The sequence below is a fragment of the Kitasatospora papulosa genome (assembly GCF_000717245.1).
Classification (GTDB): Bacteria; Actinomycetota; Actinomycetes; order Streptomycetales; family Streptomycetaceae; genus Streptomyces; species Streptomyces papulosus.
This window is the reverse complement of sequence record NZ_JNYQ01000022.1, coordinates 25898-50530: the sequence shown is the minus strand read 5'-3', so window position 1 is coordinate 50530 and position 24633 is coordinate 25898. Positions and strand designations below refer to the sequence as shown.

The 24633-nt window shown below is 69.4% G+C and carries 21 protein-coding genes and 3 pseudogenes; 17 read left to right on the top strand and 7 right to left on the bottom strand.

The annotated features are described in order from the left end of the window. The 9 genes and pseudogenes from IA22_RS36905 to IA22_RS36900 all read left to right on the top strand — a co-directional run. Positions 1 to 2141, top strand: a pseudogene (locus IA22_RS36905) (hypothetical protein); the annotation flags it as partial. 2 nt (positions 2142 to 2143) lie between these two features. Continuing rightward, positions 2144 to 2557, top strand: coding sequence for a hypothetical protein (locus IA22_RS0131915; protein WP_030125627.1), 414 nt, complete (start codon positions 2144 to 2146; stop codon positions 2555 to 2557). A gap of 89 nt (positions 2558 to 2646) precedes the next feature. Beyond that, a complete protein-coding gene (locus tag IA22_RS0131910; protein ID WP_234434685.1) occupies positions 2647 to 3456 on the top strand; it encodes a hypothetical protein in 810 nt (269 codons plus the stop codon). Continuing rightward, a complete protein-coding gene (locus IA22_RS0131905; protein WP_030125625.1) occupies positions 3456 to 4853 on the top strand; it encodes an FtsK/SpoIIIE domain-containing protein in 1398 nt (465 codons plus the stop codon). The genes IA22_RS0131910 and IA22_RS0131905 overlap by 1 nt, the downstream gene beginning before the upstream one ends. A gap of 134 nt (positions 4854 to 4987) precedes the next feature. After that, a complete protein-coding gene (locus IA22_RS0131900; protein ID WP_030125624.1) occupies positions 4988 to 5476 on the top strand; it encodes a hypothetical protein in 489 nt (162 codons plus the stop codon). 206 nt (positions 5477 to 5682) lie between these two features. Then, positions 5683 to 5994: a hypothetical protein gene (locus IA22_RS34460; protein WP_276329160.1), complete on the top strand. Its 312-nt coding sequence runs from the start codon at positions 5683 to 5685 to the stop codon at positions 5992 to 5994. 253 nt (positions 5995 to 6247) lie between these two features. Beyond that, positions 6248 to 6436, top strand: coding sequence for a hypothetical protein (locus tag IA22_RS0131890; protein WP_030125623.1), 189 nt, complete (start codon positions 6248 to 6250; stop codon positions 6434 to 6436). A 313-nt stretch (positions 6437 to 6749) separates the two neighbouring features. Further along, on the top strand, positions 6750 to 10832 hold the full coding sequence (gene mobF, locus IA22_RS0131885) for a MobF family relaxase (RefSeq protein WP_030125622.1): 4083 nt from the start codon (positions 6750 to 6752) through the stop codon (positions 10830 to 10832). A 693-nt stretch (positions 10833 to 11525) separates the two neighbouring features. After that, positions 11526 to 11666, top strand: coding sequence for a hypothetical protein (locus tag IA22_RS36900; RefSeq protein WP_157840953.1), 141 nt, complete (start codon positions 11526 to 11528; stop codon positions 11664 to 11666). Positions 11667 to 11721: 55 nt separating this feature from the next. Here the strand turns inward: IA22_RS36900 and IA22_RS0131875 are convergent, their stop codons facing one another. Beyond that, positions 11722 to 12735 (bottom strand): competence protein CoiA family protein, encoded by a 1014-nt coding sequence (locus IA22_RS0131875; protein WP_051694871.1) that lies wholly within the window; start codon positions 12733 to 12735, stop codon positions 11722 to 11724. Between the two features lie 261 nt (positions 12736 to 12996). On the opposite strand from IA22_RS0131875, the gene IA22_RS0131870 reads away from it, so the two are divergent. From IA22_RS0131870 to IA22_RS0131850, 5 genes are all read left to right on the top strand, one after another. After that, the gene (locus IA22_RS0131870; RefSeq protein WP_324605182.1) at positions 12997 to 13974 is read left to right on the top strand and encodes a pentapeptide repeat-containing protein; all 978 of its coding nucleotides are present in this window, start codon (positions 12997 to 12999) and stop codon (positions 13972 to 13974) included. 271 nt (positions 13975 to 14245) lie between these two features. After that, positions 14246 to 14641 (top strand): peptidase inhibitor family I36 protein, encoded by a 396-nt coding sequence (locus tag IA22_RS0131865; RefSeq protein ID WP_051694870.1) that lies wholly within the window; start codon positions 14246 to 14248, stop codon positions 14639 to 14641. 295 nt (positions 14642 to 14936) lie between these two features. Continuing rightward, a complete protein-coding gene (locus IA22_RS0131860) occupies positions 14937 to 15425 on the top strand; it encodes a hypothetical protein (RefSeq protein WP_030125618.1) in 489 nt (162 codons plus the stop codon). Continuing rightward, entirely contained in the window at positions 15422 to 16348 is a 927-nt protein-coding gene (locus tag IA22_RS36635; protein WP_106973273.1) for a recombinase family protein, read from the top strand. The genes IA22_RS0131860 and IA22_RS36635 overlap by 4 nt, the downstream gene beginning before the upstream one ends. A gap of 210 nt (positions 16349 to 16558) precedes the next feature. Continuing rightward, the gene (locus tag IA22_RS0131850) at positions 16559 to 16918 is read left to right on the top strand and encodes a hypothetical protein (RefSeq protein WP_037660028.1); all 360 of its coding nucleotides are present in this window, start codon (positions 16559 to 16561) and stop codon (positions 16916 to 16918) included. A 313-nt stretch (positions 16919 to 17231) separates the two neighbouring features. On the opposite strand, the gene IA22_RS36895 is transcribed toward IA22_RS0131850, so the two are convergent. From IA22_RS36895 to IA22_RS34450, 4 genes are all read right to left on the bottom strand, one after another. Continuing rightward, complete coding sequence (locus tag IA22_RS36895; RefSeq protein WP_157840952.1) at positions 17232 to 17399, bottom strand: hypothetical protein; 168 nt, start codon at positions 17397 to 17399, stop codon at positions 17232 to 17234. Between the two features lie 221 nt (positions 17400 to 17620). Continuing rightward, positions 17621 to 17785 carry a hypothetical protein gene (locus IA22_RS36890; protein ID WP_157840951.1) on the bottom strand — a complete coding sequence of 55 codons (165 nt, stop codon included), beginning with the start codon at positions 17783 to 17785 and terminating at the stop codon, positions 17621 to 17623. 593 nt (positions 17786 to 18378) lie between these two features. Beyond that, positions 18379 to 18615 carry a site-specific integrase gene (locus IA22_RS0131835; protein WP_030125615.1) on the bottom strand — a complete coding sequence of 79 codons (237 nt, stop codon included), beginning with the start codon at positions 18613 to 18615 and terminating at the stop codon, positions 18379 to 18381. Between the two features lie 290 nt (positions 18616 to 18905). Continuing rightward, entirely contained in the window at positions 18906 to 19244 is a 339-nt protein-coding gene (locus tag IA22_RS34450) for a hypothetical protein (protein WP_234434683.1), read from the bottom strand. Positions 19245 to 19509: 265 nt separating this feature from the next. On the opposite strand from IA22_RS34450, the gene IA22_RS0131825 reads away from it, so the two are divergent. Both IA22_RS0131825 and IA22_RS0131820 read left to right on the top strand, forming a co-directional pair. After that, positions 19510 to 20619, top strand: a complete 1110-nt coding sequence (locus IA22_RS0131825) for a tyrosine-type recombinase/integrase (RefSeq protein ID WP_030125613.1) — start codon at positions 19510 to 19512, stop codon at positions 20617 to 20619. Positions 20620 to 20723: 104 nt separating this feature from the next. After that, complete coding sequence (locus tag IA22_RS0131820) at positions 20724 to 21545, top strand: hypothetical protein (protein ID WP_030125612.1); 822 nt, start codon at positions 20724 to 20726, stop codon at positions 21543 to 21545. A 63-nt stretch (positions 21546 to 21608) separates the two neighbouring features. Here IA22_RS0131820 and IA22_RS0131815 read toward each other — a convergent pair. Then, positions 21609 to 21815, bottom strand: a pseudogene (locus tag IA22_RS0131815) (hypothetical protein); the annotation flags it as partial. Positions 21816 to 22129: 314 nt separating this feature from the next. Between IA22_RS0131815 and IA22_RS34445 the strand changes: the two are divergent. Further along, positions 22130 to 23171 (top strand): annotated as a pseudogene (locus tag IA22_RS34445) (IS630 family transposase). Positions 23172 to 23515: 344 nt separating this feature from the next. On the opposite strand, the gene IA22_RS36885 reads toward IA22_RS34445, so the two are convergent. Beyond that, positions 23516 to 24496, bottom strand: coding sequence for a DUF6236 family protein (locus IA22_RS36885; RefSeq protein ID WP_157840950.1), 981 nt, complete (start codon positions 24494 to 24496; stop codon positions 23516 to 23518). Between the last annotated feature and the right edge of the window lie 137 nt (positions 24497 to 24633).

Genomic DNA, 24633 nt, shown 5'->3' with positions numbered 1-24633 from the left:
CCCCACCACCGGCCCCGCCGCTGCCCTCGACGCCGCCGCCGGCCCCGGCGCCCACGCCCGCGGCTTCCGTGCCAAGCACCACGGGCACGGCCCTGGCCCGCCCGTCGCTGAGCCTCCCCGCTCCGGCGGTTCCGCCGCCGCCGGTCCCCGCTCTTCCCGACGCCTCCTCGCCGCCCATCCCGGCCGCTCTGCAGTCGGACGGCATCGCGAGTTCGGGCCGGGGCGCGATGGTCCTCGCCATCGGGACCGCCGTCGCCGCCCTGCGCGGCATGACCGGGTGGCTGAACGACCGCCGCCAGCGGTTCCAGGACATGGCACCCGTACGGCAGGCCGCCGCGAAGGCGAAGGCCGAGAAGGTCAAGAACCGCGCGGAGCACGAGGCCGCCCTGGCGCAGATCGGCGGTGACGCGGAGAAGGCCCGCGCCAAGGGCCGCGTCCAGGCGCTGACCGACGGCGGCCGGGGCGGGTCCAAGGGGAACGGGTCGGGCGGATCGTCGGGCGGCAAGGGCAGCTCCGGCAAGAGCGGGTCCGGCGGGAGCGGCAAGCCGTTGTCGTCCGGCACCGGGAAGTCCGGACCGGGCGGCAAGTCGTCGACGGGTAGCGGCTCGGTCGGCAGCGGTGGCGGCAAGTCCGGGGCCGGCGGGAAGGGCAGCTCGGGCAAGGGCGGTCCGACCGGCGGCAGCAAGACCGGCTCGTCGACCGGTTCCACGGGGCAGGGCAAGGGCAAGGACGGCTCTGGCAAAGGGCTCAAGAGCCCAGGCGGTGGTAAGTCGCCGAGCTCCAGCGCCTCCAGTCCGTCGATGGAGCGGGCCCGTGGCCGACAGGAGCGGGCCGCGGCCCGCCAGGGGGCGAAGAGCCAGCGCAAGGCGGACCGGCAGGCAGCGCGGCTGGACGACCGGGCCGAGGACCGGGACGCGGACCGGGCGAGGACGAACAGCAGCCGGGACAAGGAGCAGGCGGTGAAGGACAAAATCCGGAACCGGCGCCTCAAGGACAAGGCCAAGCGCAAGGACAAGGCGAGGAAGAAGCGGGAGAAGGACGCCGCAGGCCGTACGACCTTCGGGCAGGCAGTGGCCGAGGGTGCTCAGAAGCGGTTGGAGAGGCGGCGTAAGAGCCTGTCCTCGCCCGTACTGTCCAGGGCCAAGAAGAAGGCGCCCGCCACGCCGCCGCCGGGGCCCAAGGTCAGCCTGACGAAGACCCCCAAGAACCCCCCGACGACGTCGGCTCCAGCCTCCACGGCGGGGCCGACGACCACACCGCCAGCACCGGGGCCCACGCCGAAGGTTCCGCCGCCGGGCCCGACGCCCCCGGCACCGGGGCCCACGGTTCCGCCGACTCAGCCGCCCGGTCCACCCCGGCCGGGGCCGACGTCCCCGCCGGGAGCCAAGAAGCGCCCGAAGTTCCAGTTCCGGAAGAACAAGCAGGGGCAGCCCCCGCCCGGGCCGACAGGCTCCCGGCCGGGGTCGCGCTCACGCAGCAACCGCCAGCAGCAGCAGCCGCCGCCCCGGCAGCAGCCACACACGGACGGCGAGTGGCTCCGGCCGCCGCCCGGGATGAGCGCCAAGTACACCGTCACCCTCACCCGGCTGGACCGCGAGGAGCCGCCCAAGCCCGCCCCCGGCGCTATCACCCGAGGGCGCCCGGGACTCCCGGCCGGAGCACCGAAGAAGACCAGCACATCTGCCGAGCCGACCGGCTCGGTACCAGGGCAAAGGAAGGGGGCCCGGCCCATGGGCGGAGCGCCTGCCGTACAAGACACCCAGTTCGTCGACGCCGACCTGACGGTCTACGACGTCATCGAGTCCGACGAGGACATGGCCGAGGAGATCCTGGCCGGCGCCGAGCACGCCAAGCTCGTCGCCGACCGCTGCGAGCGGCTGGTGAGCTCGCTGGAATCCCTGCACGCCGAACTTTCCGCCAAGTTCGTCCCCGGCGTTCTCATCGGCTGGTGCGCCCGCCTGATCGAGCGGGCCGGGGTCGTGGAGACCAAGGCCGAAGAACTCGCGGCGGGTCTGCCCCGGGCCTCCGAGGCCATCGCCCACGCCGGGCAGGTAGCGGCCGACTACGACAAGCACCCCGCCGACGTGACCCGCGACATGGGCCACACCGCACCCGCCGACGCCTCTTACCACCAGGAGTAGCCATGGATCTCGCACGCGTCGGCTCCAAGGTCGCCGACACCCTCACGGACGGCGTCACGTTCACGATCATCGCGGTGCGTCTGACCGCTGCGTCGGTCGCCATGCTCGCGCTCAGCGAGGCCGTACGAGGCGCCTACAACTACATCGAAGGGTGCGCGAAGTCGGTCGACAACCTGGCCGACACAGCAGCCGGTCTGGGCGTCGACGACGCCGTGACCGGCGCACACCGCGATGCGGCGGGCATCATGCGCGGCGTCCTGGCCGCGGCTGAGGACCTGAGCACCGAGGCCGCCGAGATGGGGCGTGACTTCCAGAACGCCAAGGAGGGCCACGAGGCCGACTACGGGCCTGTCCACGAGGCCATGACGAACAAGCCGGGCGCCGTGGCTGACCGGACGTACTACAGCAACCGATAACCCCCTTCTCCCCTGTGCGGGGCGGCCGGAGCCCATGGGGCCCGGCCGCCCCGCCCTCGTTCCTGGAGGTACCTCCCATGCTCGCTCGCGTGCGCGCAACGGCCGGCCGAGCCGCCGCCGTCGCCGGAACCGTTGTCCTCACCGGGGGACTGGGCAACGACGCCTTCACCCTCCCCGGAGCCCTCGCCGCGGCTGCCACGGCCGCCGTCGGCCTCGCGGCGAACCATCAAGTCCTGCGCGCCCCCGCCTCCGTGCGGTGGACGGCCATCTCCGTCTACGCCGCCCCGCACGCGGGCTGCGCGGCGGTACTCGTCGGTGAACGCCTGGCCCCCGAGGGGTCGGTGTCCGTGCTCCTGCAGGCCGCAGCCATCGCGCTCTGGACCGGCGCCACCTGGTACCTGCGCCCCGGACTTACCGCCCGCGAGCTCGTCGACGAGGCGCTGGCCCAGGAGCTCGCCGACGCCGTCGAGAAGACGGAGGAGACCGCCGTCGAACCGGCCCCGACCTACGACACCCCGCAGGCCCGTTGGTGGGGTGAGCGCTTCGCGGTGGAGGGAGGCGTCGCACCCGGCACCGTGCTCCTGCAGCACCAGCAGGTGAGCGAGGGATGCCTGGCCATCGTCATCGGCGCCCAGAAGCGCGGGCAGCCCGTGCCCGACATCTCCAAGCCCGGCCTGTCCGCCGAACTGGACCTGCCGGAGGAGCTGATCGAGATCGGCCCCGTACCGGGCCGCGGCGCCGGTGTCCGCCTCCTGGTCCTCGGGCAGCGGCCGGCCGCCGAGCCTGGGGCGACGAGCAGCACCGACGAGGAGACGTGGGCCGAGATCGCCAGCACGGCGATGCCGGGCATCGAGCTCATCGAGGCCAACACCTACGAGATGAAGAAGGAGCTCACCTGATGGCGACCGTCCAGGAGTACGTGCTGAAGACGCCCCCAGGTGGGGTGAAGCGCTACGACCACGAAGCACTGTGCGACCTGCTGAAGGTGGAGGACTACAGCCGGGTCATCTTCGAGCAGGGCGTCGGGCGCGAGGCGATCGTCAGGGTCTACCCCGAGAACCCGCTGATGGGCATGCGGGAGATCCGTACGGACGACCTGGTGATGGACGCCCGCGGCCGTATCGCGATCGGCTCCTACTACGACGCTGCGGCGCTGCGGTTCCGCCTCTTCGACCCCAAGACCGGCAACGCCCAGCGCGGCGCCATCTTCGGGACCACCGGCGCCGGCAAGTCCCGGCTCGTCCAGGCGGTCCTGATCGCCTGCAAGCGGTCCGGCATCGTCGTGCACCTCGCCGACCTCAAGCACGGCCAGTCCGTCCCCGAGGCCAAGGGCAACGTCGCAACGAGGGTCACCACCCAGTACGAGACGATCCTCATGCTGCGCGGCCTGGTCGCCGAAGCCGAGCGCCGGATGGTCGCCTATGCGGAGCTCGGACGCTCCGGCTTCGTCAAGGACGACCCCGACCCGCTGACGTACGGGCTCGTCGACGAGGCGAACCGGCTGCTGGAGAAGGGAGCCCCGTTCCGCGAGGAAGGTGCCCTGCTCATCAAGGAACTCGGCAGGACCGGCCGCAGCGTCGGGGTCGGCATCATCATCGCCGCCCAGGCCGGACACCTCGACGAGCTGGGCGGGTCGGACACCCTGCGCGCCATGCTCAAGGAGGGCGAGGTCATCCTGCTGCGCTGGTCCAGCGCGATGATGCAGCAGCTCGTCGGCGACGGGCTCATCCCCCGCGGCGAGGCACTCCAGCCGATTCCGAAGGTCGTGGGCCAGGTACGGAAGATCCGGCGCTACAACGAGACGGCGACCGAGGACGACGACGACGTCAACAGCCAGGGGATGCTCTACCACCTGACCGGCGTCCGGCCGACGAGCATGGCCCGCACGTACGTCATCGGATCCGTCGCCCCGTGCACCGGCCACGACCCGGTCGTGCTGGCCCTGTACGGCGACCACGCGCCTCCCGGCGAACCGATCGACCTGGAGGCCTACATGACCGCCAAAGAGCGCCAGGCGGCCGGTGGAGGCGACGGGGAAGACGACGACGACACGGACGAGTCGCCCAGCCCGGAGCCGGAGCCCGACACCGCCACGATGTCGACCGCCCAGCGGATCCTCGCGGCGCTGCCGGCGGGCGGCCTGGCCGAGGTCGACCTCTTGGCCGCGCTGAACGCCGACGGAGGCCGCGAGGTCCGCCGCGGCTCCCTGCGCACCACGATCAGCGGCCTGCGCGGGAAAGGGGAGATCGCCCGGCCCGACAGCACTGGGCTCATCGTCCCGATCCCGGCGGACTGACCGCCCCCGCACAGCAGCACGCAGGCCCGGAGCATCCCCCGCTCCGGGCCTGCCGCATACCCACGCACCGGGGCCCTGGAGATTCCGCCTCCGGGCCCCGGCCCTTCCCCATCGCGACGAAGAAGGAGCACCCAGTGGAGCACACCGAGAACACCGCAGCAGGCCGCCCGCTCAGCGAGCTGGAGGCCGACGCCCGGGCCCGTCGGCTCATCGACGAGGCGTACAAGCCGACGCCGACGTCGTTCCGCGACGAATCCGAGCTCCCCACGGTCGGCACGACCCCGCCGGTCGCGCAGCCGGGAAGGCCGCCCATGAGCCAGAAGGCGACGGACGCCAGCGCGCTGATGCTCTCCGGAAGCGTCGCCGCCCTGTCTGTCGGAGGCGCCACCTCCCTCGTGCTCTACACGCTCGGGCAGGTCGACCCGGTCATCCTCGCCGTCGGTGCGGCCGGGCCCGTCGCCCTGGTCCTCGCCGCCGGGTCGCTACTGCGGTCCGTAGGCCGCGCCAAGGCAGACATGCACACGGAGAACCACAACCACTTCAACGGCCCGGTCACGAACCACACCGAGGTGCACACGAGCACCAAGGGGATGTTCGGCCGGACCCAGAACCACAACGGCTGATCCGACCGACAGCACGCTGGGGTGGCTGTCAGGCGCGCGGCCACCCCACCCACACCACTGAGGAGACCGACATGCTCACCGCCATCGTCGCCGTACTCGGCACCCTCGCCGGAGCGTTACTGACCGGCACGCTCCAGCACATCAGCTAGCGAGCCCAGCGGACGGAAGCCGCGGCCGCCGCCCGCCGGGCCCAAGGGCTCGCCGCCGTGACCGAGCTGGCGACCGCGCTCGCCAACCACCGTCGGGCGATGTGGATCCGCGAAGACTTGCGCCTCCGGGGCCAGGACTGGAGCGAGGCACGCGCCGAGAGCCACGCCACCCGGTCCGCGATCACCGCGCCGCTCCTGCACGTCTCGATGCTGCTGCCCTCCCTCGCCCCGGCCGCGCAAGCAGCCGTCGACGCCGCATACGGACTGCGCGGGAGGGACGGGGCAACACCTCTGGCCGCAGCCCGCGAGCGCGCCATCAAGGAGGCTGACGCGTTCGTCGCCGCCGCCGGCGTCGCGCTCGCCGCGTAACCATCACCCCGCGTAGGACCCTGATGCTCAAGGCCCCCGGCCTGCCTCCCCGAGGCGGACCGGGGGCCTTCTGCGTTTCCGGGGAGGGACGAATTACGAGGGCTTCGCCCACGCCTATTGGGGCCTTGGGCCCGCGTCGCCAACGGACCGGAGAGGCTCCCGTACGTCGGCGACCGACGGCAGGGAAACCCAGTTCGCCGTCCCACAACACATGCCGTACGCCGCCCCCGGGCCGTGCGAGGAGACTCCTCCCATGAGCACGACACGACGGCGACTCGGCACCGGTCCCAGCACAACCCAGAACACTTCTTCGGCTGACTCGGCACCGCGGCTGCTGCCCGCCGAACGCCTCGGGGCGGAGCAGCGCCTGGACGACGACGAGCACCAGGCGCTGCCGGACCCGAAAGGCCGGCGGGCCCTCGGACCGGGCACCGCTCGGTGACATGGGTACAGGGGCTGAGCCCGGAGGATCTGCGACGAGCCTCCGCATTGCCCGCCGACAACCGCGGGTTGTCGTAGCTAGCCGTTCTCTGGCTGGCCGACCTTTTGGTCAGCCGCCGATCCGACCGTACGGTGATGGACCCCGGCCGTACCGACCTCGTCGACACCGACCGTTCCGGTCATGATCAAAAACAGAGGAAGCACGAAGGGGGTTCCCCTCGCGGGAACCCCGGCAAGCCGGGAAAAGCACAAGAGCACAAGCCGGAACACAGGGACACAGCGCACGACACAGCGCGGGACACGGGGACACGGGCATGGCATGGGTGACGGCGATCCGCGACGACGAACAGGTCGAGTACCGGCTGCGCGAGCAGGCCGGGTGCTCGGTCGTCGCGTCCGAGGACGTCGTCCAGGAGCAGCCCGACCGGGCGCTGGAGTACCGACTCCGGGAGGAGGGCGATGCCGCGCTGGTGTGGATGGGCAGCGGCCTCGCGGCGGTCGGGCTGACCGAGGGCGCGGTCCTCGATGAGGAGGGCAAGGAGGCGGCCCGGCGGTTGATGGCGGGGTGTCACCCGCAGACCGGGGCCCGGCTCATCCGTACGCGGACGTCCGCCCGCGCGCACCTGCTCGCCAAGCTGACGACGGCTCGTCTGGTCGAGGCTATCGAGGCGGCCGCCGAGGAGCGCGGTGTCGCAGCCGCGGATCTACTGGAGGGCAAGCAAAAGCAACAGAAGGTGCTCGCGCAGCAGCAGCGGATGGTGCACCGCCAGGGCGACCGGCACCGGATGCAGGTGGGCACCCTGCACAAGCTCGCCCGCGCCGCCGGCCTCGACCTCGCGGACGTCTACGGGGAGCAGGAACTGGCCGACGCCCGCGAGCACGCCGACGCCCGGGTGGATGACCGGGTGCGCGGCTGGGACCTGATGCTGGACATGCCCAAGAGCGACAGCGCGCTCGCCGGGCTGCTGCCCGACGTCGACGGCCAGGAGTACCGGGACCTGGTGCACCGGGCGAAGACGGAGACGCTCCGGGAGGTCGAGCGGTGGGTCGGGTACGCGGTCGGCTCGGAGGATGGACAGCCGGTCCGGCTCGTGACCGGCGGTCTGCTGGCGTGGTCGGTCGAGCACCAGTCGGCCCGGCCGATGGGCGACGGGCAGCCCGGCGATCCACATCTCCACCTCCACGTCACGATCGCCAACATGGCGCTGTGCGAGGACGGCGAGTGGCGCTCCATCGGCAACAGCGGCCAGGACCTGCACCGGCACGCGGCCGCCGCCGACGCGTTCTTCAAGGCCCGCATCCGGGCCCTGGCCTACGAGCGGTACGGCGTACGGCGCGAGCAGGCCGAGCGGACCGGCGCCTGGGAAGTGGCGGGCGTTCCCGAGCAGGTGCGCGAGTTGTACTCGCGGCGGCACGGGCGGATCGTGGAGATGGCGGGGGACGAGTCCGGGCGCCAGGAGCGAGACCGTGCGGCAGCCGAGAGCCTGCGAGCCAAGCACGCGGCGGATGCTGCCGGGATGCGGGCGAGCTGGCGGCAGCGGGCCGAGGAGGCTGGGGTCGACGTCGACGCGATGGTCGCGGCCGCCGCACCCGGACCGCCCGACCCTGGGGCCGGCCCCGCGCTCGACCGCCCCGGTGGACCGCGGATTCCCCCGCCCTCCGACCTCGCCGCGGTCGTCTTCAACCCGGAGACCGGGCTCACGGCGAACAACAAGACCTTCTCGCGCGCGCAGCTGCTCGCCGCGGTCGGCAACGCCTTGCCGTACGGGCTGGACGCCGACGACGTCGGCCGCCTGGACCAGCTCGTCGACGAGGTCCTGGACGTGGCCGGGTACGCGGTCCGGGCGCCGGACTACGGCTCCACCGTGATGACGTCGACCGCCCGCTACACCACCCAGGACATCCTGGATGCCGAGGCGTACGTACGTGACCAGGCGCTCACCCGCCACGGCGAAGGCCGCGCCGCCCTGACACCGGACCAGGCGGCGGCCGCCGTCGACGTCTTCCAGGTCGCGGTCGGCTTCGAGCTGTCCGACGAGCAGCGCGCGGCGGTCACCCGGCTACTGACCGGCGGGCACGGCATCGACACCGTCGTCGGCGTCGCCGGAGCCGGCAAGTCGACGCTGATGGAGGCGTGCCGGATCGGGTGGGACGCGACCGGCACCACGTACGCGGGTGCGTGCCTGAGTGCGGTGGCCGCCCAGCAGCTCACCCAGGCGTCCGGCATCCCTGCCCGCACGGTGGCCTCCTGGCTCCAGCAGATCCGCACCAGTTCCGGGCTCAGCGGGATCGACGTCCTGGTCGTGGACGAGGCCACGATGGTGGACGACCGGGCGGCCGAGGTCCTCATGCGCGAGGCGGCCCGCACCGGGACCAAGGTGATCGGCATCGGCGACCCTCTCCAGCTCCAGGCCATCGCCGCCGGCGGATGGTTCAAGGACATCCACGAACTGGTCGGCGGGCTCACCCTCACCGAGAACCGCCGCCAGGAGGACGCCGCCGAACGGCACGCCCTGGAGGTGTGGCGCACCGGGGACCACGACCAGGCGCTCCGGCTGCTCGCCGAGCGCGGCCGCGTCCACCCCACCGAGTCCGCCGACGAGGCCCGCTCCCAGATCCTCACCGTCTGGGACGAGTTCCGGCGCGACCGCTGGCCCGACACCCATGACCTACTCGACAAGCTGGTCGTCCTCGCCGCCCGCAACAGCGACGTGGACGCGCTCAACGCCGGGGCGCAGCAGATTCGCCGCGCCGCCGGCGAACTCGGGGAGGAGCGCACCTACGCCCTGCCCGGCGGGGACCGGCTCACCCTCGCCGAGGGCGACGCCGTACGGGTCCGCGCCAACGACTACCGGTCGCGGCGCGGCCAGGGGCCGGACCTCCTCAACGGGTACCGGGCCGTCGTCTCCCAGCTCGCCGACGACGGGCGGGTCGAGGTCACGTGGCGCACCCGAGAGCGCGGCCAGGACGACGCCTACGTGTCCGCGTGGCTGACGCCCGACCAGATCGCGGGCGGGGCTCTGTCGCTGGGGTACGCGATGACGATCGCCGCATCTCAGGGCATGACGTGCGACACCAGCCTGCTGTACGGGCACGGTGCGAACGCGTTCGCCGCGTACCCCGGGCTGACGAGGGGCAAGAAGGAGAACCACCTCTGGCTTCCGCTCGCAGTGATCGAGTCTGAGGAGACCCGGGCGCGGCTCGGTGCGGCCCGTACGGAGACAGAGCGCCTGGAGCGTGCCGTCGACGCGTACGCCCGGTTCCTCGGGCAGTCCCGGCCCGACAGCATGGTGAGCGACCTGTTCCACGAGCCGCCCGCCCCGGCCCCTGCGGTCGTCGTGCCGTCGCCGACACCCACCCGGGCCGTCAGCACCGCAGCAGCCCGCGCACGCTCGCCACGGCACGTGCAGCAGCGGGAGGAAGAAGCCACCGCCCCGCGCGAGTACCGGCTGACCGACGAGCAGAAGCAGCGCCTGGAGGACATGCGCGAGGAGCGGGAGCTGGCGGGGACGCGGGCCTGGTCCCAGCGCCCGTACGGCGGCCACACCGACCAGGAGCTGACCCGGCTCATCGCCACCGGTCCCGTCGACGCCCGCCGGGAGGACCGGGACGCGGACGCCGCTGACGAGGCCAAGGCCGCGCTGCTGCAGGAGATCGAGGACGCCGCCGCCGGCGGGACCACCCCGGGGCGGCTCGAGGTCGCACCGATCTACGCGGTGCTGGACCAGGCCGACGAGCACCTGGCCCTCGCCCGCGCCGAGCAGGCCCGGGAGACAGCGGCCGCCAAGGTTGCCGCGACTGCCGACGAGCATCTGCGCCACCTGTCCCTGTCAGACGACAAGGGCCGCTTGGCCCTGCGGATGGCGGGCACCTCACGCAAGGAGCACACCCAGCTCAAAAAGCAGGCCGAGCAGGACAGGGCGGCCGGGTACCGCGAGGGTGCCGAAGCACGGATGGCCGCCGGGCGGGCAGCCGCGGACGCCTGGAAGACCGTGCGGGAGAGCCCGTACGCCACTCTCCTCGGTGCCACCGAGCACCGGGTGCCGGACGTCGATACCGTCGCGGCCCGGCTCACCGAGATGCGCCAGACCAAGGTGCCCGCCCGCGCCCAGCAGAGGGACGCCGGTGACCAGAAGCGCATCGCCCGCTTCAACGCCACGGCGAACACGGCGAGGGAGAACGCCGCGATGTACCGGGCCGTCGCCGACGACGCCCGCACCGAGAAGGCCCTCCGTCAGCGGATCGCCCAGCAGCACCCGGAGCTCCACCGCGCAGAGACCCGGGCACGGGCTGACATCCAGCAAGCGCAGCAGGCGCAAGCCGCCCGCGTCGGGCAGCAGAACCGCCGGTACGAACCGCCGGCACCGAGCCGTTCGGGACCCAGCCGAGGACGCTGACCAGGTACACAGATGGAACTGTCGCCACAGTCGCCGCCGACGCCGGTGTCGACGTGGTCCCGGCAGATGCGGAGATCTGGGTCCGGCCCCAGCCTCGACGAAGATCCTGCCCGACCACGAGGACATCGCCTGAGAACCTCGGCACGTCCGCACCAATCACGGACGTCACGCAGAGCCCCGCACCAATCAGTGCGGGGCTCTTTTGCGTGACGTCCGTCACGTCGAGGCGAGATTCTGCTGTGCGCCGTTTTCGCGCCGCTATCAGAATCTTCCTATCAGGAAATATCGCACCCAAAGACAAAGGTCATAGAAGCTCTTTCCGCACGTCAGTACAGGTCGCAGGCAAGGGCCGCACCCACTCGGTGGAGCCTGCGGCGCAATTCCTATCGGAATCGAGTTCATTCCTATGGTTTTTTCGCGCGCTCCATCAGGAAACAGGGGCCGCTGGATAAGAAAACCCCAGTGCAGAGGCCTTTGAGGGTGGATCGCGGCGCCCTTGCTCCCTGCTACATTGACTCCCCAATTGAACACCCTGGAGAAGAATAATGGAATTAATTCCGGCGGCTGCTGCTGTGCCCGGCGATATTACTGCGGGCATTGTCCGCCCTCACCCGCGCAGCCTTGATTCCCTTGGCCACCGGGTGCCCGCACTGTCGCCTCACCACCACACCAGCCTCACCCAGGAGCACACCCATGACCACTGACCGCACCGCCATCGTCCTCATCGGCGCCATGCTCGCCGGACTCATCGCAGTCGCCCAGCCGACGCTCATCCCCGCAATCGGTGTCAGCATCGCCGCCGGCGGCGCCCTACTCGCCTACCTGAAGTCGTGATCAAAAGAAGAGGGCGGAAAAAGTCCTCTCGCAGGATCTTGGCCCAGTAGTCGGGTCAACAAAGGATGTGCCGTCCGTAGGGGGCAAGGGACTCGGCGAGCGGTCGGTGACAGGCTTGGCAGACGAGCTCGCCGTTCGTCGGCCGCGGCACCGGCTGCACGGGTGGCAGGGGGCTGGGCCGCCAAGGGCGCCTTGGAGGGTGGAGAGCGGCCTCGCGCTGTTGCCCAAGTTGACGCTGTTGGTGTTGGCGCTTTGCCTGGTCGGCGGCTTGCCGCACGCGCGCGGCTTCTTTTTCGAGTCGCTCAACCATCGCGGGAGGGAAAGTCACCCCACTGGGGTCGAGGCCGAGATCCCTGAGTGGGAAGCGTTCGCAGATGACAGGGTCTCCGGGGCAGGGCGGGTGATGCGGGCTGAACAGACGCAAGTCCTTGTTCCACCACTGCCAATCGGCCCGGGAGTGGGGCTCGCCGAGCCGAGCCTCTGCGGCTTCGTCACGCTGATAGAGGGTCCAGGCCGGGGTGCCCTCGGCGAAGAGCACGTGTGGGATACGGGTGTTCGGCCGCATGAACCACACGTCACGGATCCCGTTGGCGGCGTAGTCCCTGTGCCGGGCCTGCCAGAGCTCATCGGTGATCAGCTCGCGCTGTGCCTCCAGGGCCAGGTGGGCACCGCCGTCGAGCGTGACGTGCACGTCGGCACGGCGCTCGCCTCCATCCGTCCACTGTTCCATCCGGACGCGCGCGACGTTGGGGAGAGCTTCTGCCCAACGGGCAAGGCGGTGCTTGGCGTTCATGTGCCAGACCGTTTCGCGGCTGTGTCCCCCAAGGAGCGGTGCGGTGCCGGCCGGATGCGCGAAGTGTGGGCGGACAAGGCCGCCGATCCGGCCGCGAGCCAGCAGCGGCACCCTCGTGCCTGCCGGAGCGTCGATGCCGCGCCAGCAATAGAAGCAGACCACCGTCTCGCCGCGTCCGTAGCCAAGCGCACGCCAGTGGTCCAAGGGCTTCTCGCTGATGTGAACTTCACGCTGATCCTGAAGGTCGAACCCGACCACGAGCAGATCATCCAACACCGAAGACTCCCGCCGTCACCCGAATCGTGTGCGCGGAGTATCACACCAGCCACTGACAGTCATTGCCGGAGTTGCAGTTGTCGCCATCTGATCCGTATCGCCAAGGGGGCGGAAACGGTCATAAGGACCAGGTCCTGCCGACATCGTGCTCGTTGCAACCACTGACTTCAGTGCCTTGTCTTCATCTTCATGATGTTCAGGCGAAGGTCACGATCACCGAATGAGCGCGAGCTGCGGCTGTGGAAGGTCGGCCGAGCCCTGGTGTTGACCTTCGTCACGGCGGTCCTGGTCGCGGGCGGAGTCTTCTACGGGTTAGTAGTCCTGCTGGACTTCCAGGAGATCGACACCACCGCGAAGCTCGACGCGAAGACGCTCTTCGACTTGGTGAAGCTCTCCTTCGGCGTGGTCGCCGGGGCCGGCGCGCTCGTCGCCCTAGTCGTCGCCTACCGCCGCCAACGCGTCGACGAAGCCGGCGCCCACCGCGAAGCCACCCGGCTGCACACCGAGCGCTTCAGCCAGGCCGTCGACAAGCTCGGCACGGACTCCCCCGCCGTACGCCTCGGTGGAGTGCACGCCTTGGCTGGCCTCGCAGACGACGCCCCCGAGCCCGGACTGCGGCAGACGTGTATCGACGTCCTGTGCGCCTACCTACGGCTCCCCTACACACCCGACCCCGGCGAGGATCCTGCTCATCTAGAGGAACACCAGCGGTACCTCGCCCTCCGCGAGGTACGGCACACAATCCTTCGCCTCATCGGCGAGCACTACCAACGCCCTCAGGGCACCCAGCGCTCCTGGCAAGGCTCCTACCTCGACCTCACAGGCGTCACCTTCGACGTCGACCTGATGTCCTTCAAGGGCGCGGTGTTCGCCGGCAGCACGGTGTCCTTCAGGGGAGCGACGTTCTCCGATGGCATGGTCTCCTTCAACGGAGCGGTGTTCTCCGACGGCAAAGTGAACTTTGCCGGCGCCACGTTCTCTGGCGGCATGGTGTTCTTCAGTAGAGCTGTGCTCTCGGACGGCGTGAACTTCTACCAAGCAGTTTTCTCCGACGGCACGGTGAACTTTGGCGGGGCGACGTTCTCCGGCGGTGTGCAGTTCGCCGACGCAAGGTTCTCCGACTGCACGGTGCGCTTCGACAACGCAACAGGTCCGGCTCCGCAAGGGCTTCTGGCTGCTGTCGGCACACCAGCCCCAGCAGAGGTCGTCCTTCCCACGTCTTGGTTGCCCAGCCCGTAGGGGCGTAACGGCACGGTCGTACAGTCGCCCGATGGAGCGGAGAGGCGGAAACGGTGGCTTGGTCCGGTCTCCGCGTCCACTTGACGGCGGTTGGGGGGTGGCACGCTGCAGCAAGTGAAGGCGCATCGCCCACTGCCGTGCGCCCGACACGTGATCCCATCTCCCTGCTTGCCCCGGACGTGCGACCTGCCACCACTCGGCTCCGACGGATACGTTCACGATCGTTGATCTTCGGGCGTCTGCTCAGGGCAGGCCGATGGAAAGGGAACTCATGGCACGGGTACTCAAGAGGATGCAGCTTGGTCTCGGAGTCACCGCGGCGCTCGTCGCAAGCGCGTGGCTCATGCCGACATCCGCGAACGCAACCACCACCGCCTGGAACTGCAACACGGGTTCCTTCTGCGTCTACACCGGTGACAACGGGACCGGCTCCGTCTGCGCGTGGAGCGGAGATGACCCGGACTGGAACAATGGCACCAGCGTCTGCAGCTGGTCCCCCGGCACTCGGGTGCAGTCCGCGTTCAACAACGGCACCTCCGGAGCATCCGTGTCCGCCTACACCGCAATCAACTACGGCGGCACCAAGGCGCTCTGTCTCGGCAGGGGAGGGAAGGTCAACTTGGCGGGCGTGGGCACCTACCTGCGCTCTCACACCTGGTCCTGCTGAATTCACCAGCGACAGGACATCGCAGCGCAACAGCTGACAGGGGTCCCGGACGGAGAGCCGTCCGGGACCCCTGCGTTATCTCAACGGGCCGTCGCTTCTGGCCGATCAACTGCCGGGGGCGGAAACGGTTGTCTTCGCCCCCTGGAGCCAACCCAATCCGCCGAAACGCCCAAATAGGTCAAAAACGGGTGCCCGTTCCATTGGAATCCGTTCCGTATTGGCGCCCCCCCATTTAGCCCCCTAGGGTGCTGATCGGACGCCGACGCCACCGGGCCCGGCCGACTGAGGGGGCTTCATGGGCACACCCGCGCACGAGCACTGGACCGACCTCACGGTCCGCCGCCCCGACGACGTCCGCACGATCACCGGCGGACGGGTCTCGCTCTCCTGGCAGATGGAGAAGCGCGCAGGCCATGTGGACCGGCTGATGAACAGGACACTGCCCGCAGACTTCCCCGAGCCTGTCGAGCGTGGTGACGCCGGCGATGTGCTGGCCGTGCTCGCCCTGTCGGAGTCGATGCGGCGCGACCTCGCCGCCCGCCGCGGGGGCGACATCCGAGAGGCCATCCTCCTCGGGGCCACTTGGACCGAGATCGCTGCCGCGATCGACGCCACACCGGACGAGGCTCGCGCCGTCCTGCGCGACTGGACTGAGCGTCAGCACCGGCTCCACCGGAGAGAAGTCGAGCGCGGCCGGCCGCTGGGCAGCGATTCGGACCGCCATGCCTCGGTGCTCGCTCTGATCGAGCTGGCAGACGACGAACCGATGGCAGCCGGAGCATGACCGACCGCCTGTACCTGCGGCACTCGACGGACAAGCAGACCGACGCCCGACAGCAGCACGCCCTGGCCGCGCTGCTCGCCGCCGGCGCTCCGGCCTACGAGGACCCGGCGACCTCCAGCCGTGTCCTGTCCCTCAACCGCACCGGCTTCAAGCAGCTGCTCGATGAAGCCGCGGTCGGCGACACGATCCGGATCGCGGACGCTGCCCGCCTCTTCCGGTCGGTGGCGGACATCATCGAGCTGCGGCCGGTGCTCATCCGGCGCAGCCTGCACCTACGGGTGGAGTCGGGGCTGCTTTCCGGCATCGACCTCGCCTCGGACGACCCGGGCACCAAGATGATGGTCAGCGTGCTCGCGGCCGTGCTGGAGTTCCAGCGCGACATGATCTCGGAGAACACCCGCGAAGGCATCGCCGCAGCAGCAGCCTCCGGCAAGACCCTCGGACGCCCGACCGCGCTTACGGAGGACCAGGCCGCCGACGTCGTCACCGCCTACACCGAGCAGGGCACCGCCGTGAAGGCACTCGCCCGGCAGTACGGCACCTCACCGAAGACGATCCGGCGCATCCTCGACGATGCCGGAGCCCGCGATGTGAGCGAGCACCAGGCATCGGACGACCAACCTGGCCCGGCCGCCGTCGACGGCCAGGAGGAGCCCGCCATCGATCCGACTGTGGTCATCGACGTCCCCGGGCTGGTCGCCGAACACCTGCAGGACTCCGGAGACGAGGCGATCCGCCGCTTCCTCGAGGGCGGGCAAACGATCCGCCGGGGACAGGGGTACTCGGTACGCGTGCCCGCTCCGTTGTCCGTGCACGTGTCGATGATCGAGCGGTCGTCCACCGGACTCATGCAGTCGCCCGCCGGCCGCAAGGCCCACCGCATCCATTCCGACCGGGTGACGTCCGTGCGGATCACGAACTGACCACACAGCAAAACCCCGCGCCGCTCGGTGCGGGGCTTCTGCTGGTCAGAGTGGCTCGTCAGCTAGCCAGCTTGCTGACTCGCCGACTTACTGGCTCGCTGGCTCGCTCGTCCGACCAGGGCCCCATTGCTTCGGCCGGAACGTCAGCCGACGGGCGGTCAGCTGCCATGCTGAGTAGCTGAACTGCCACCTCAGCCCTTGGAGAGCAGCGTGGATCTGAACGCCACTGGCGACCCCTTCGTTGCCCCGGATGACATTCAGGTCCGTGTCGGCATCGACCTGCGGCCGGGCACTCTTATCCTCACTCGGAACGGCGAAGACTTCACGGCATACCACGCCCTGGTGAAGTTCGCCTCTGTTGAAGGGGGCCCATGGGCGGCGGAGCAGGTCAATTTCTCGGCAAAAGCGCCTGAGGGCAAGTCCGTGGGATTGACCGTGGATCTCCTCAACGAAGCCTGCGACGGTCCCCGGGCTGGCCTTCCCGGCGCGATCTGGAAGGTTGTGGTTCTCGCCGCGACCTCCGCCGGAGACGTCGGCATCACCTACGCGCCCCCTCAGGTTTCCACCTGACACTGCATCTCAGCACTCCTTCTGGTGGCACCCAGTACGAGCCGGAAGCAGGGTGGAGGGATGACCGCACCCGGGCTGTTCGCTTCAGCCGGGCCGAGCCGTCTGCGCGGTTGACCGTACCGAGGTCACGCGCGTCAGGCTGGACCTCGAGCACCAGGCGCAGGCCATCGCCGCAGCATGTAAGCCAGGACCAGGCAACGCGGCTGTTCCGGGCGGTCCACCGCCCGGAACCCTGCTCCATCTAGGACCAACCCTGGTGGCCAGTCTGCGGCTCGGGGAGTTGTTATTGGGCCGGAGGCCCACCCCGGGGGCGTTACCGGCGTCGTCGGCGGACCAAGGTGAGAGCGAGTTCCGGCAGCGCCCGCACGACGGCGACGACGTCTGTCCGGTGGGCTCGGCAGATGGCGACGATGCAGACGGCGGTGGCGCAGAGCAGGCCGGTTCCGACGATGAGGGCTGTGGCGAGAGCGATGTGGTCCATGAAGGGTCTCCAATTTCAGGGCGCACGGAGCCAGGGCAGGTCCGGACGGGAATGACGAGCGCCCGTGATGACGGGGCGTGGCTGCGGTGAGAGCATCAGCCGGGTGCGGCTGTGCTCAAGGGTTCGAGGACACGTGGTTAGAGACGCAACCCCTGATAGATACGGGCTCTGCGACGTAGTTCTCGACTAGTCATGAGGCGACGTGGTGTCCTCTCCGGCCCTCACAGCTTGAGGATGATGGCGAGCGCCATGAACGCGGCGCACGCCACCGTGAGGGCGGGGATCAACATGGGGTAGCTCACTGCGATGAGGCCGATTACGACCGTGCCGAGGAGAGCCGTCACGATTCGAGTGTTCGGCTCGCTGGGGTTGGGCTGCTGCTGCATGGGTCCTCTATTCGGTAGGCGTAGCCCCGCTTCAGGGCGCACGGGGGTAGGGCAGTGGCGGTGCGGAAAAAGGTGCCCCCACCCGGTCAGCGGGTCGGCGGCGGAATGCAACCTCCTGACCCCGGTAGGGGTGGGGAGGGAAGTTCAGACTGAGCAGTTCGTTCGTAGGCTGGAGCGCGGTGGGCAGGGGCGGAAAGTGCTAGACGATTTGCGGAGCTCGGCGCCAAGCCCCGCAACTGCCCCCGCGGCTGACGTCGCGATCATCAGCGGCGGCGGGCCGCAGGTGACGCGAGCGTGGGGCGTGGAACGGGTATGAACGACCTCCAGATACGCGAAAACCCCCCGGCCGGCCACCGGAGGGCACTTGGTTTTCATTCAATTAGGCAAGCAAAAAGGGCCCCAGACGCACGTGTGGCGATGGAGGGCCCTATTTTTGGGGTACCTGAAAGTACCCCTCGACATGACTCAAGCTTCCCACACGTCTGACGAAGCGTCAAGCATGGTGCAAAGCAGTGAACTTACGTTGTTCTTCGTTCTTCCATTATAACAGCAGGGCGACCGTTCGGGACTGCGCGTGAGGATGAGGCCCTTGCCTAGAGCACGCCGAGCAGGGCGTTGTCCTCCCACTGGTCGACGACCTCGAGGTAGCCGGCCAGCACCTTGGAGTGGGGGGCCAGCCACCCTGCTTGGCAATGACGATCTGGTCGTGGCCCTTGAGTCGGGAGGACGTGGCGGGGGCTGTGGCCGGTGAAGCGGATGTCGATGCCGGCGCGTTCGCCGGTGCGGGTGACGACGTCGCCGATGGACTCGGGCTGCAGCCCGCTCTCCATGCCGCAACGACGGCGACTCCAGCCGGTTCATCCCGGGCTGTAGTCGCCGCACGTCATGCCTGATGACACCCGTCAGGGCTGATGAGGCTGACGGCCCCTCATAGAAACCTGCCAGGGGCTCGGCCGCGACCGTGTCGTCGTTCAGTGGGACTCTGGTCAGCTCGGACCGCTCGGTACGGCCGTCGACGGCGACTGTGATGACGCTGCCGGCGGGGCGGTCGGCCGTGCCTGAACGTGGCGAGGGCGCCCGCGGGAGGGCGGGCGCCCTCCGTGGTTGGTCCTGGCGGCTGCTACCAGTCGCGGGAGGTGTTGTTGATGGCCATGCGGAACACGCTGATGAGGTGGTCGGGCATCCGGTAGCCGACCACCTTCCCGAAGCCGGGGCCCTGGGCCTGGATCGGCGCCTCCATGCCGTCGGGCCACCAGCCCTCCCGGATGCCGCGGTCGAGGATGCGCTTCAGGGCTGCGCTGTGGCCGCGGAGGCTGCTGTCCTCGGTATCCCGCAGGTCGTCGGCACTGACGTAGCCGTCCCGTTTCGCGGCTTCCTTCAGGATGCGCTGGGCGCGGGTCGGCAGGGCGAGGTAGTACCGCCGGGCGCGCTCGCGGTCCCAGGTGGTGTCGACCTCCACATGGGCGGCGTATTCCGCCAGGAGCGCCAGGAGGCGCTCCTGGAACTCCGGAGTCGGCTGGTCGACCGTGACAGTGATCTTGATAACGCACTCCCCGTTTGATCGAACGTGGATAGATGTCGTTCTTACAGGAGTGACGGTAGGGCGGGCGGCCTCTTTAGTCAACGGTCTATCCGCGTTAGAACTGAAGGGATAAGAGGAGGAGGCGTCGTTACTGGCTCTTGATAATGTTCCTTCTCAAGAGCCAGAACTGAGGGGGGACCACATGGACGCAGGGACCTCGGAGTTCGCCGTTCCGGACGGTGGGGACGTCGTGGAGGCGGAACTGGTCGACGACCGCCCGCCCGGGACGGAGCTCGCACCCGTCGACCGCGACCGGCACTTGTCCCCGGAGACCGCGGCCGCCATCGCCGCCAGCGTCGCCTCCTCCACCCGTCGGGCCTACGGCGCCGACCGGGAGGCGTTCGCCGCCTGGTGCGCGACCGAGGGCCGCACCGTCGTGCCCGCATCCGCCGAGACGATGGCGGAGTGGGTGCGGCACCTGACCGTCACCCCGCGGCCCCGCACCGGGCGGCCGGCCGGGCCATCCACCATCGAGCGCGCCCTGTCCGCCGTGACCTCCTGGCACGAGGAGCGGAGCCGGCCCAAGCCGACCATGCGCGGCGCCCGGGCCGTCCTCAACGCCTACAAGGACCGGCTCGCGCAGGAGAAGGCGGCGGCCGCGCAGCCGAAGCAGGCGACCGCGGCCCTGCCCGCACAGATCCGCGCCATGCTCGCCGGAGTTGACCGGGCCACCCTCGCCGGGCAGCGCAACGCCGCCCTGGTCCTTCTCGGCTTTGCCACCGCCGCCCGCGTCTCCGAGCTGGCCGCGTTGGACCTGGCCGCCGTCGTGGAGACCGAGCACGGCTACGACGTGACCCTGTACCGCAAGAAGGTCCGCAAGCACACCACGAACGCGATCCTGTACGGCACCGACCCGGCCACCTGCCCCGTCCGCGCCCTGCGCGCCTACCTCGCCGCCCTCGCCGGCGCCGGACGCACCGAGGGCCCGCTGTTCGTCCGCGTCGACCGCTGGGACCGCATCTCCCCGCCGATGACCCGGGGCGGGCGCACCATCGGGGACCCGGCCGGACGGATGACCGCCGAGGCCGCCGCCGAGGTGATCGAGCGCCTGGCCGTCGCCGCCGGCCTCACCGGCGACTGGTCCGGGCACTCCCTGCGGCGCGGCTTCGCCACCGCCGCCCGGGCCGCCGGCCACGATCCACTGGAGATCGCCCGCGCGGGCGGCTGGGCCGACGGCTCCCGCGTCCTCGCCCGGTACATGGACGACGTCGACCGCGTGAAGAACTCCCCCCTCGTCGGTATCGGCCTGTGACCGGGCGAGTCGCCGAGACCCGCTCAATCGTCACGTGACGATTGAGCGGGAAGCCGGTACTGTGCTCACTTAATCATCACGTGACGATTGACCGAGGGGGACGCATGACGACGTGCCCGGTATGCGGCGGGGCCCTTCCCGCGCAGCGCGGCCCCCGGGCCCGCCGCTACTGTTCGCGCGCCTGCCAGGCCAAGGCGTACCGCGCCCGTCAGCGACAGGACCAGGAGCACCGGGTCGCCGCCGGCGAAGAGCGAGAGCTACTGGAGGCGTACGCGGAGGTGCCCGCGGTAGAGCTGGCCGACAGCCTGGCCGCCGCCGCCCGGCGCCTGGCCGGCGCTCTGAACGTCGGACTGCCCGCCGATGACTTCGACCTCGGGGTCGTGGCGCGGGTCCCGGTCGTCCTGGCGGCCCGCGCACGGCAGGCCGCCCCGGCCGCGCAAGCCCTGCACGGCATCCCGGACCGTCTCCAGGCCCCGACCGTCACCGTTGTCGACCTGGTCGCCGAGTCTGCCCCGCCGCGCGCCGCGGTGCAGGCCCCGCCCACAGAGTCGTCACGTGACGATTCGATGCTGTCCTCCCCGCAGCCTGCCGACGCGCCGAAGAAGACGGCACCGGCCCGGCGCAGGCGGCTGTCGCAGAAGGCGGCCCGCGCCGTCGCGGGCAGCGCCCGCCTGGTCAAGGGCGCGGACCACCGCGACACCCACCGGTGGGACCTGATTGCCGAGGACGACACGGTGCTGGGCTACGTGGAGCCGTCCTACGGCGGCACCGGCCGGACCGGGCGCAACGGCTGGAACTACCGCCTTGCCGACTCCTTCATGGTCAGCGGCCCGTACAAGACGCGCGAGGAGGGGGCCCTGCAGTGCGCACTGGCATGGACCCGCGTCGTCACCGCCCCGGTACGACGCACTCTCACCGCTGACTGAACTACCAGCCCGGTACCAAGCGGCTCACCGTGATCCCTGGCAGGACGTGCCCGCCGCCCGCCGCGCCAGGAACGGCCGCACCGTGTTGTACCGGGTGGCCAGCGCCGCCCGCATCGCGACCGCCGCCGAGTACTCATCCTCGGGAACCAGCGAGACCACCATCGCGGCCGCGCTCATCACCGCCGCCCGCGGGGCGACCTCCTCCACCGCCCGCCACAGCGCGGCCGCGTCCAGATCCGTGCCGTGTGCCTCGACCAGCTCCAGCTCCTCCGCAGCGCGATCAGATCCCGGCCGACATCGCCGAGGAAGAAGAACCGCTCCAATTCAGGTCTCGTCGGCTCCTCGGCGAACTTCCCGTACGCCTCGGCCTGATCATCAGTTAAGAACTCCACCGGCATGACGGGGCCCGTAGCCAGGCCCACCCGTGATCGACGATCTTTCAGCGAACCCCCGTTCTGGGGGCGACCGCTCGAAACGGGGCGGTTCAACTGCCCCCTGCCCCGCAACCGAAGCAGACGCAGAACCTAACGAAGCACTACTAGTGTCCTGAGTCGGTAGTTCGCTTGCGGTTATAGGGTGGGGCGATGCCTGGTCCGAAGCCCTTGCCGCTGGAGTTGTCCGATCGCGAACGCCGGGTGCTGCGGGGCTGGTTGCGCAAGCAGACCGCGTCGCAGGCGCTCGTGCTGCGGTCGAGGATCGTGCTGTCGTGTGCGGAAGGTCTGTCGAACGCGCGTGTCGCGGACGACCTGGGTGTCTCGCGGGAGACGGTGCGCAAGTGGCGGTCCCGGTTCACCGCGGAGGATCACGGACGAGCAGGTCGAAGCCCTGGTCGCCAGGACGCTTGGCCAGACGCCGCCGACCGGTGATTCGCACTGGTCGACGCGTTCGATGGCCGAGGCGGAGGGCATGTCGCAGTCGGCCGTCTCGCGGATCTGGCGGGCGTTCGGCCTCAAGCCCCACATCGTGGAAACCTGGAAGCTGTCGACCGACCCGCAGTTCGTGACCAAAGTCCGCGACGTGGTGGGCATCTACCTGTCCCCGCCGGAGAACGCCCTGGTCCTGGCGGTGGACGAGAAGTCGCAGATACAGGCACTGGACCGAACCCAACCGGTGCTGCCGATGGCGCCGACCACGCCGGCGAAGATGACGCACGACTACGTTCGGCACGGCACAACCAGCCTCTTCGCCGCCCTGGACATCGCCTCAGGCTCGGTCATCGCCCAGCACTACCGCCGACACCGCCACCAGGAGTTCCTCCGCTTCCTGAAGGTCATCGACGCAGCTGTCCCCCAGCACCTCGAACTCCACCTGGTCCTGGACAACTACGCCACCCACAAGACCGAGCCGGTCAAGAAGTGGCTGCTGCGTCACCCCCGCTTCCACCTGCACTTCACCCCCACCTCGGCGTCGTGGCTCAACCTCGTCGAGCGCTGGTTTGCCGAGCTGACCTCCCGCAAACTCCGCCGCTCGGCCCACCGCAGCGTCGTCGAACTCGAAAGGGACATCCGCGGCTGGATCAACGAGTGGAACAAGAACCCCAAGCCGTTCGTCTGGACGAAGACCGCCGACGACATCCTCGACACCCTCGCCGCATACTGCACACGAATTAACGACTCAGGACACTAGTGGTAGAACCGCGTATGACCTTCACGACGCCGAGCGTCACGGCTGCCGGGCTCAAGGCCGCCGGCAGCATCACCGCGGCCCTGATCCGGGTCTGAGTAGTTGCGGTACAGGATGTAGCGCTGAGATTGATCATGGTCCTGGGCTGGGAATTCTCGGGTGACTGTCTGCCCTCAGCATCGGGCCGACCCGGGGCACCGCATCCCCGTCGTCCACAGGTAAACGCGAGCGAAACGGGCCGCCGGCTCTAGGAGCGGCGCCGCACCCCAGCAGGCGGGCCGGGTCGCCGCTCCCTGGTAGGCACCGGCCGTCGAGCTCGATGCCGACAAGGAAGCGGGGAGCCGCTGCTACGAGAGTTCCTTCTCGACGAGTCGGAGGTAGCTGAACGGATGCTCTTGTTTTTTCTGAATCGCAGGACGAACCTCGCGAGTTGCGATGTTGAACCCGATGCTTCCTGCGATACCGGCTACCCACCCTAGGTCTGGGACGACCAGGGCACCGACCGCCGCGGTGCTTACCGCCACCGTGGCGGAGATGGACCTGGTGATCCACGCCATGCGACTACTTTTTGCGGCTTCTTGATAATCGGCTCGCGCTTGGGCCAGTTCCTTACGCATGCGTTCAAGAACATCGGCCGGGTGTTCCCAGTGTCGGTTTAGTTCACTGAGCATGATTTGGGTTGCATTGACCAAACGCTCTCGTTCGGAGGCGTATCTTTCTCGAAAGGCCAAGACTTCTGAGGTCGGGGTTCCGGGTGCCGGCATGGGCAGCATGCTGCCGAGTTCCACGCGCCAAGCCGAGACCTTTCGGGAGTCTGGCCTCAGTGATGACTCGTCCGCTGACCGCTGATCGGTGTAGGGAGTGTAGGAGTGGTTCAGCGTCGAGCGGGCGACTTCCTGAGCCATGGTCCCGGCCAAGAGAACTGCCGCTTTGGAAGAAAGGACAAGGCTCTTGAAATTCGGAGACTCTCCGCTGCGGGGCCGGCGAGCTACGCCGAGTGCGATGAGTCCGTCTTCGAGCAGGTACCCGTACTTGCCGTTGTCGAGATAAACAGTGCGATGCCTATGCGGGCCCATTGCATGCAGCTTGCTGACCAGACCGGGGAAGTCTTCGATCTCCCTATTGGTCAAAAGGTCGTATTGATCAAGGGGGTTAATAGGGTGATAGAATCCCTGATCCTTGAGGTTTTCCAGCTCTCCCGTGATCGTGTGCTCGTACGCTTCCTGCGTCCGGGACACAATTGAAGCGATGCCGTCCCAGTACAACAAGGATTCATGGACCACCTCTAGCGGAGGCTTAGCCAGCGGGTAGTAGAGAAGTGTCGGCATTTATTTCCCCCGATGCTGGGTGATTCTTCCGGTGGTCACCGAAAGAACATGGCGTTCGTGGCAGGGGCGTAGCCGGGCTGGCTCAACTACGCATGCGATAGCTGGGGTTGTCGCCCCAGGGCAGCAGGTCGAGGAGA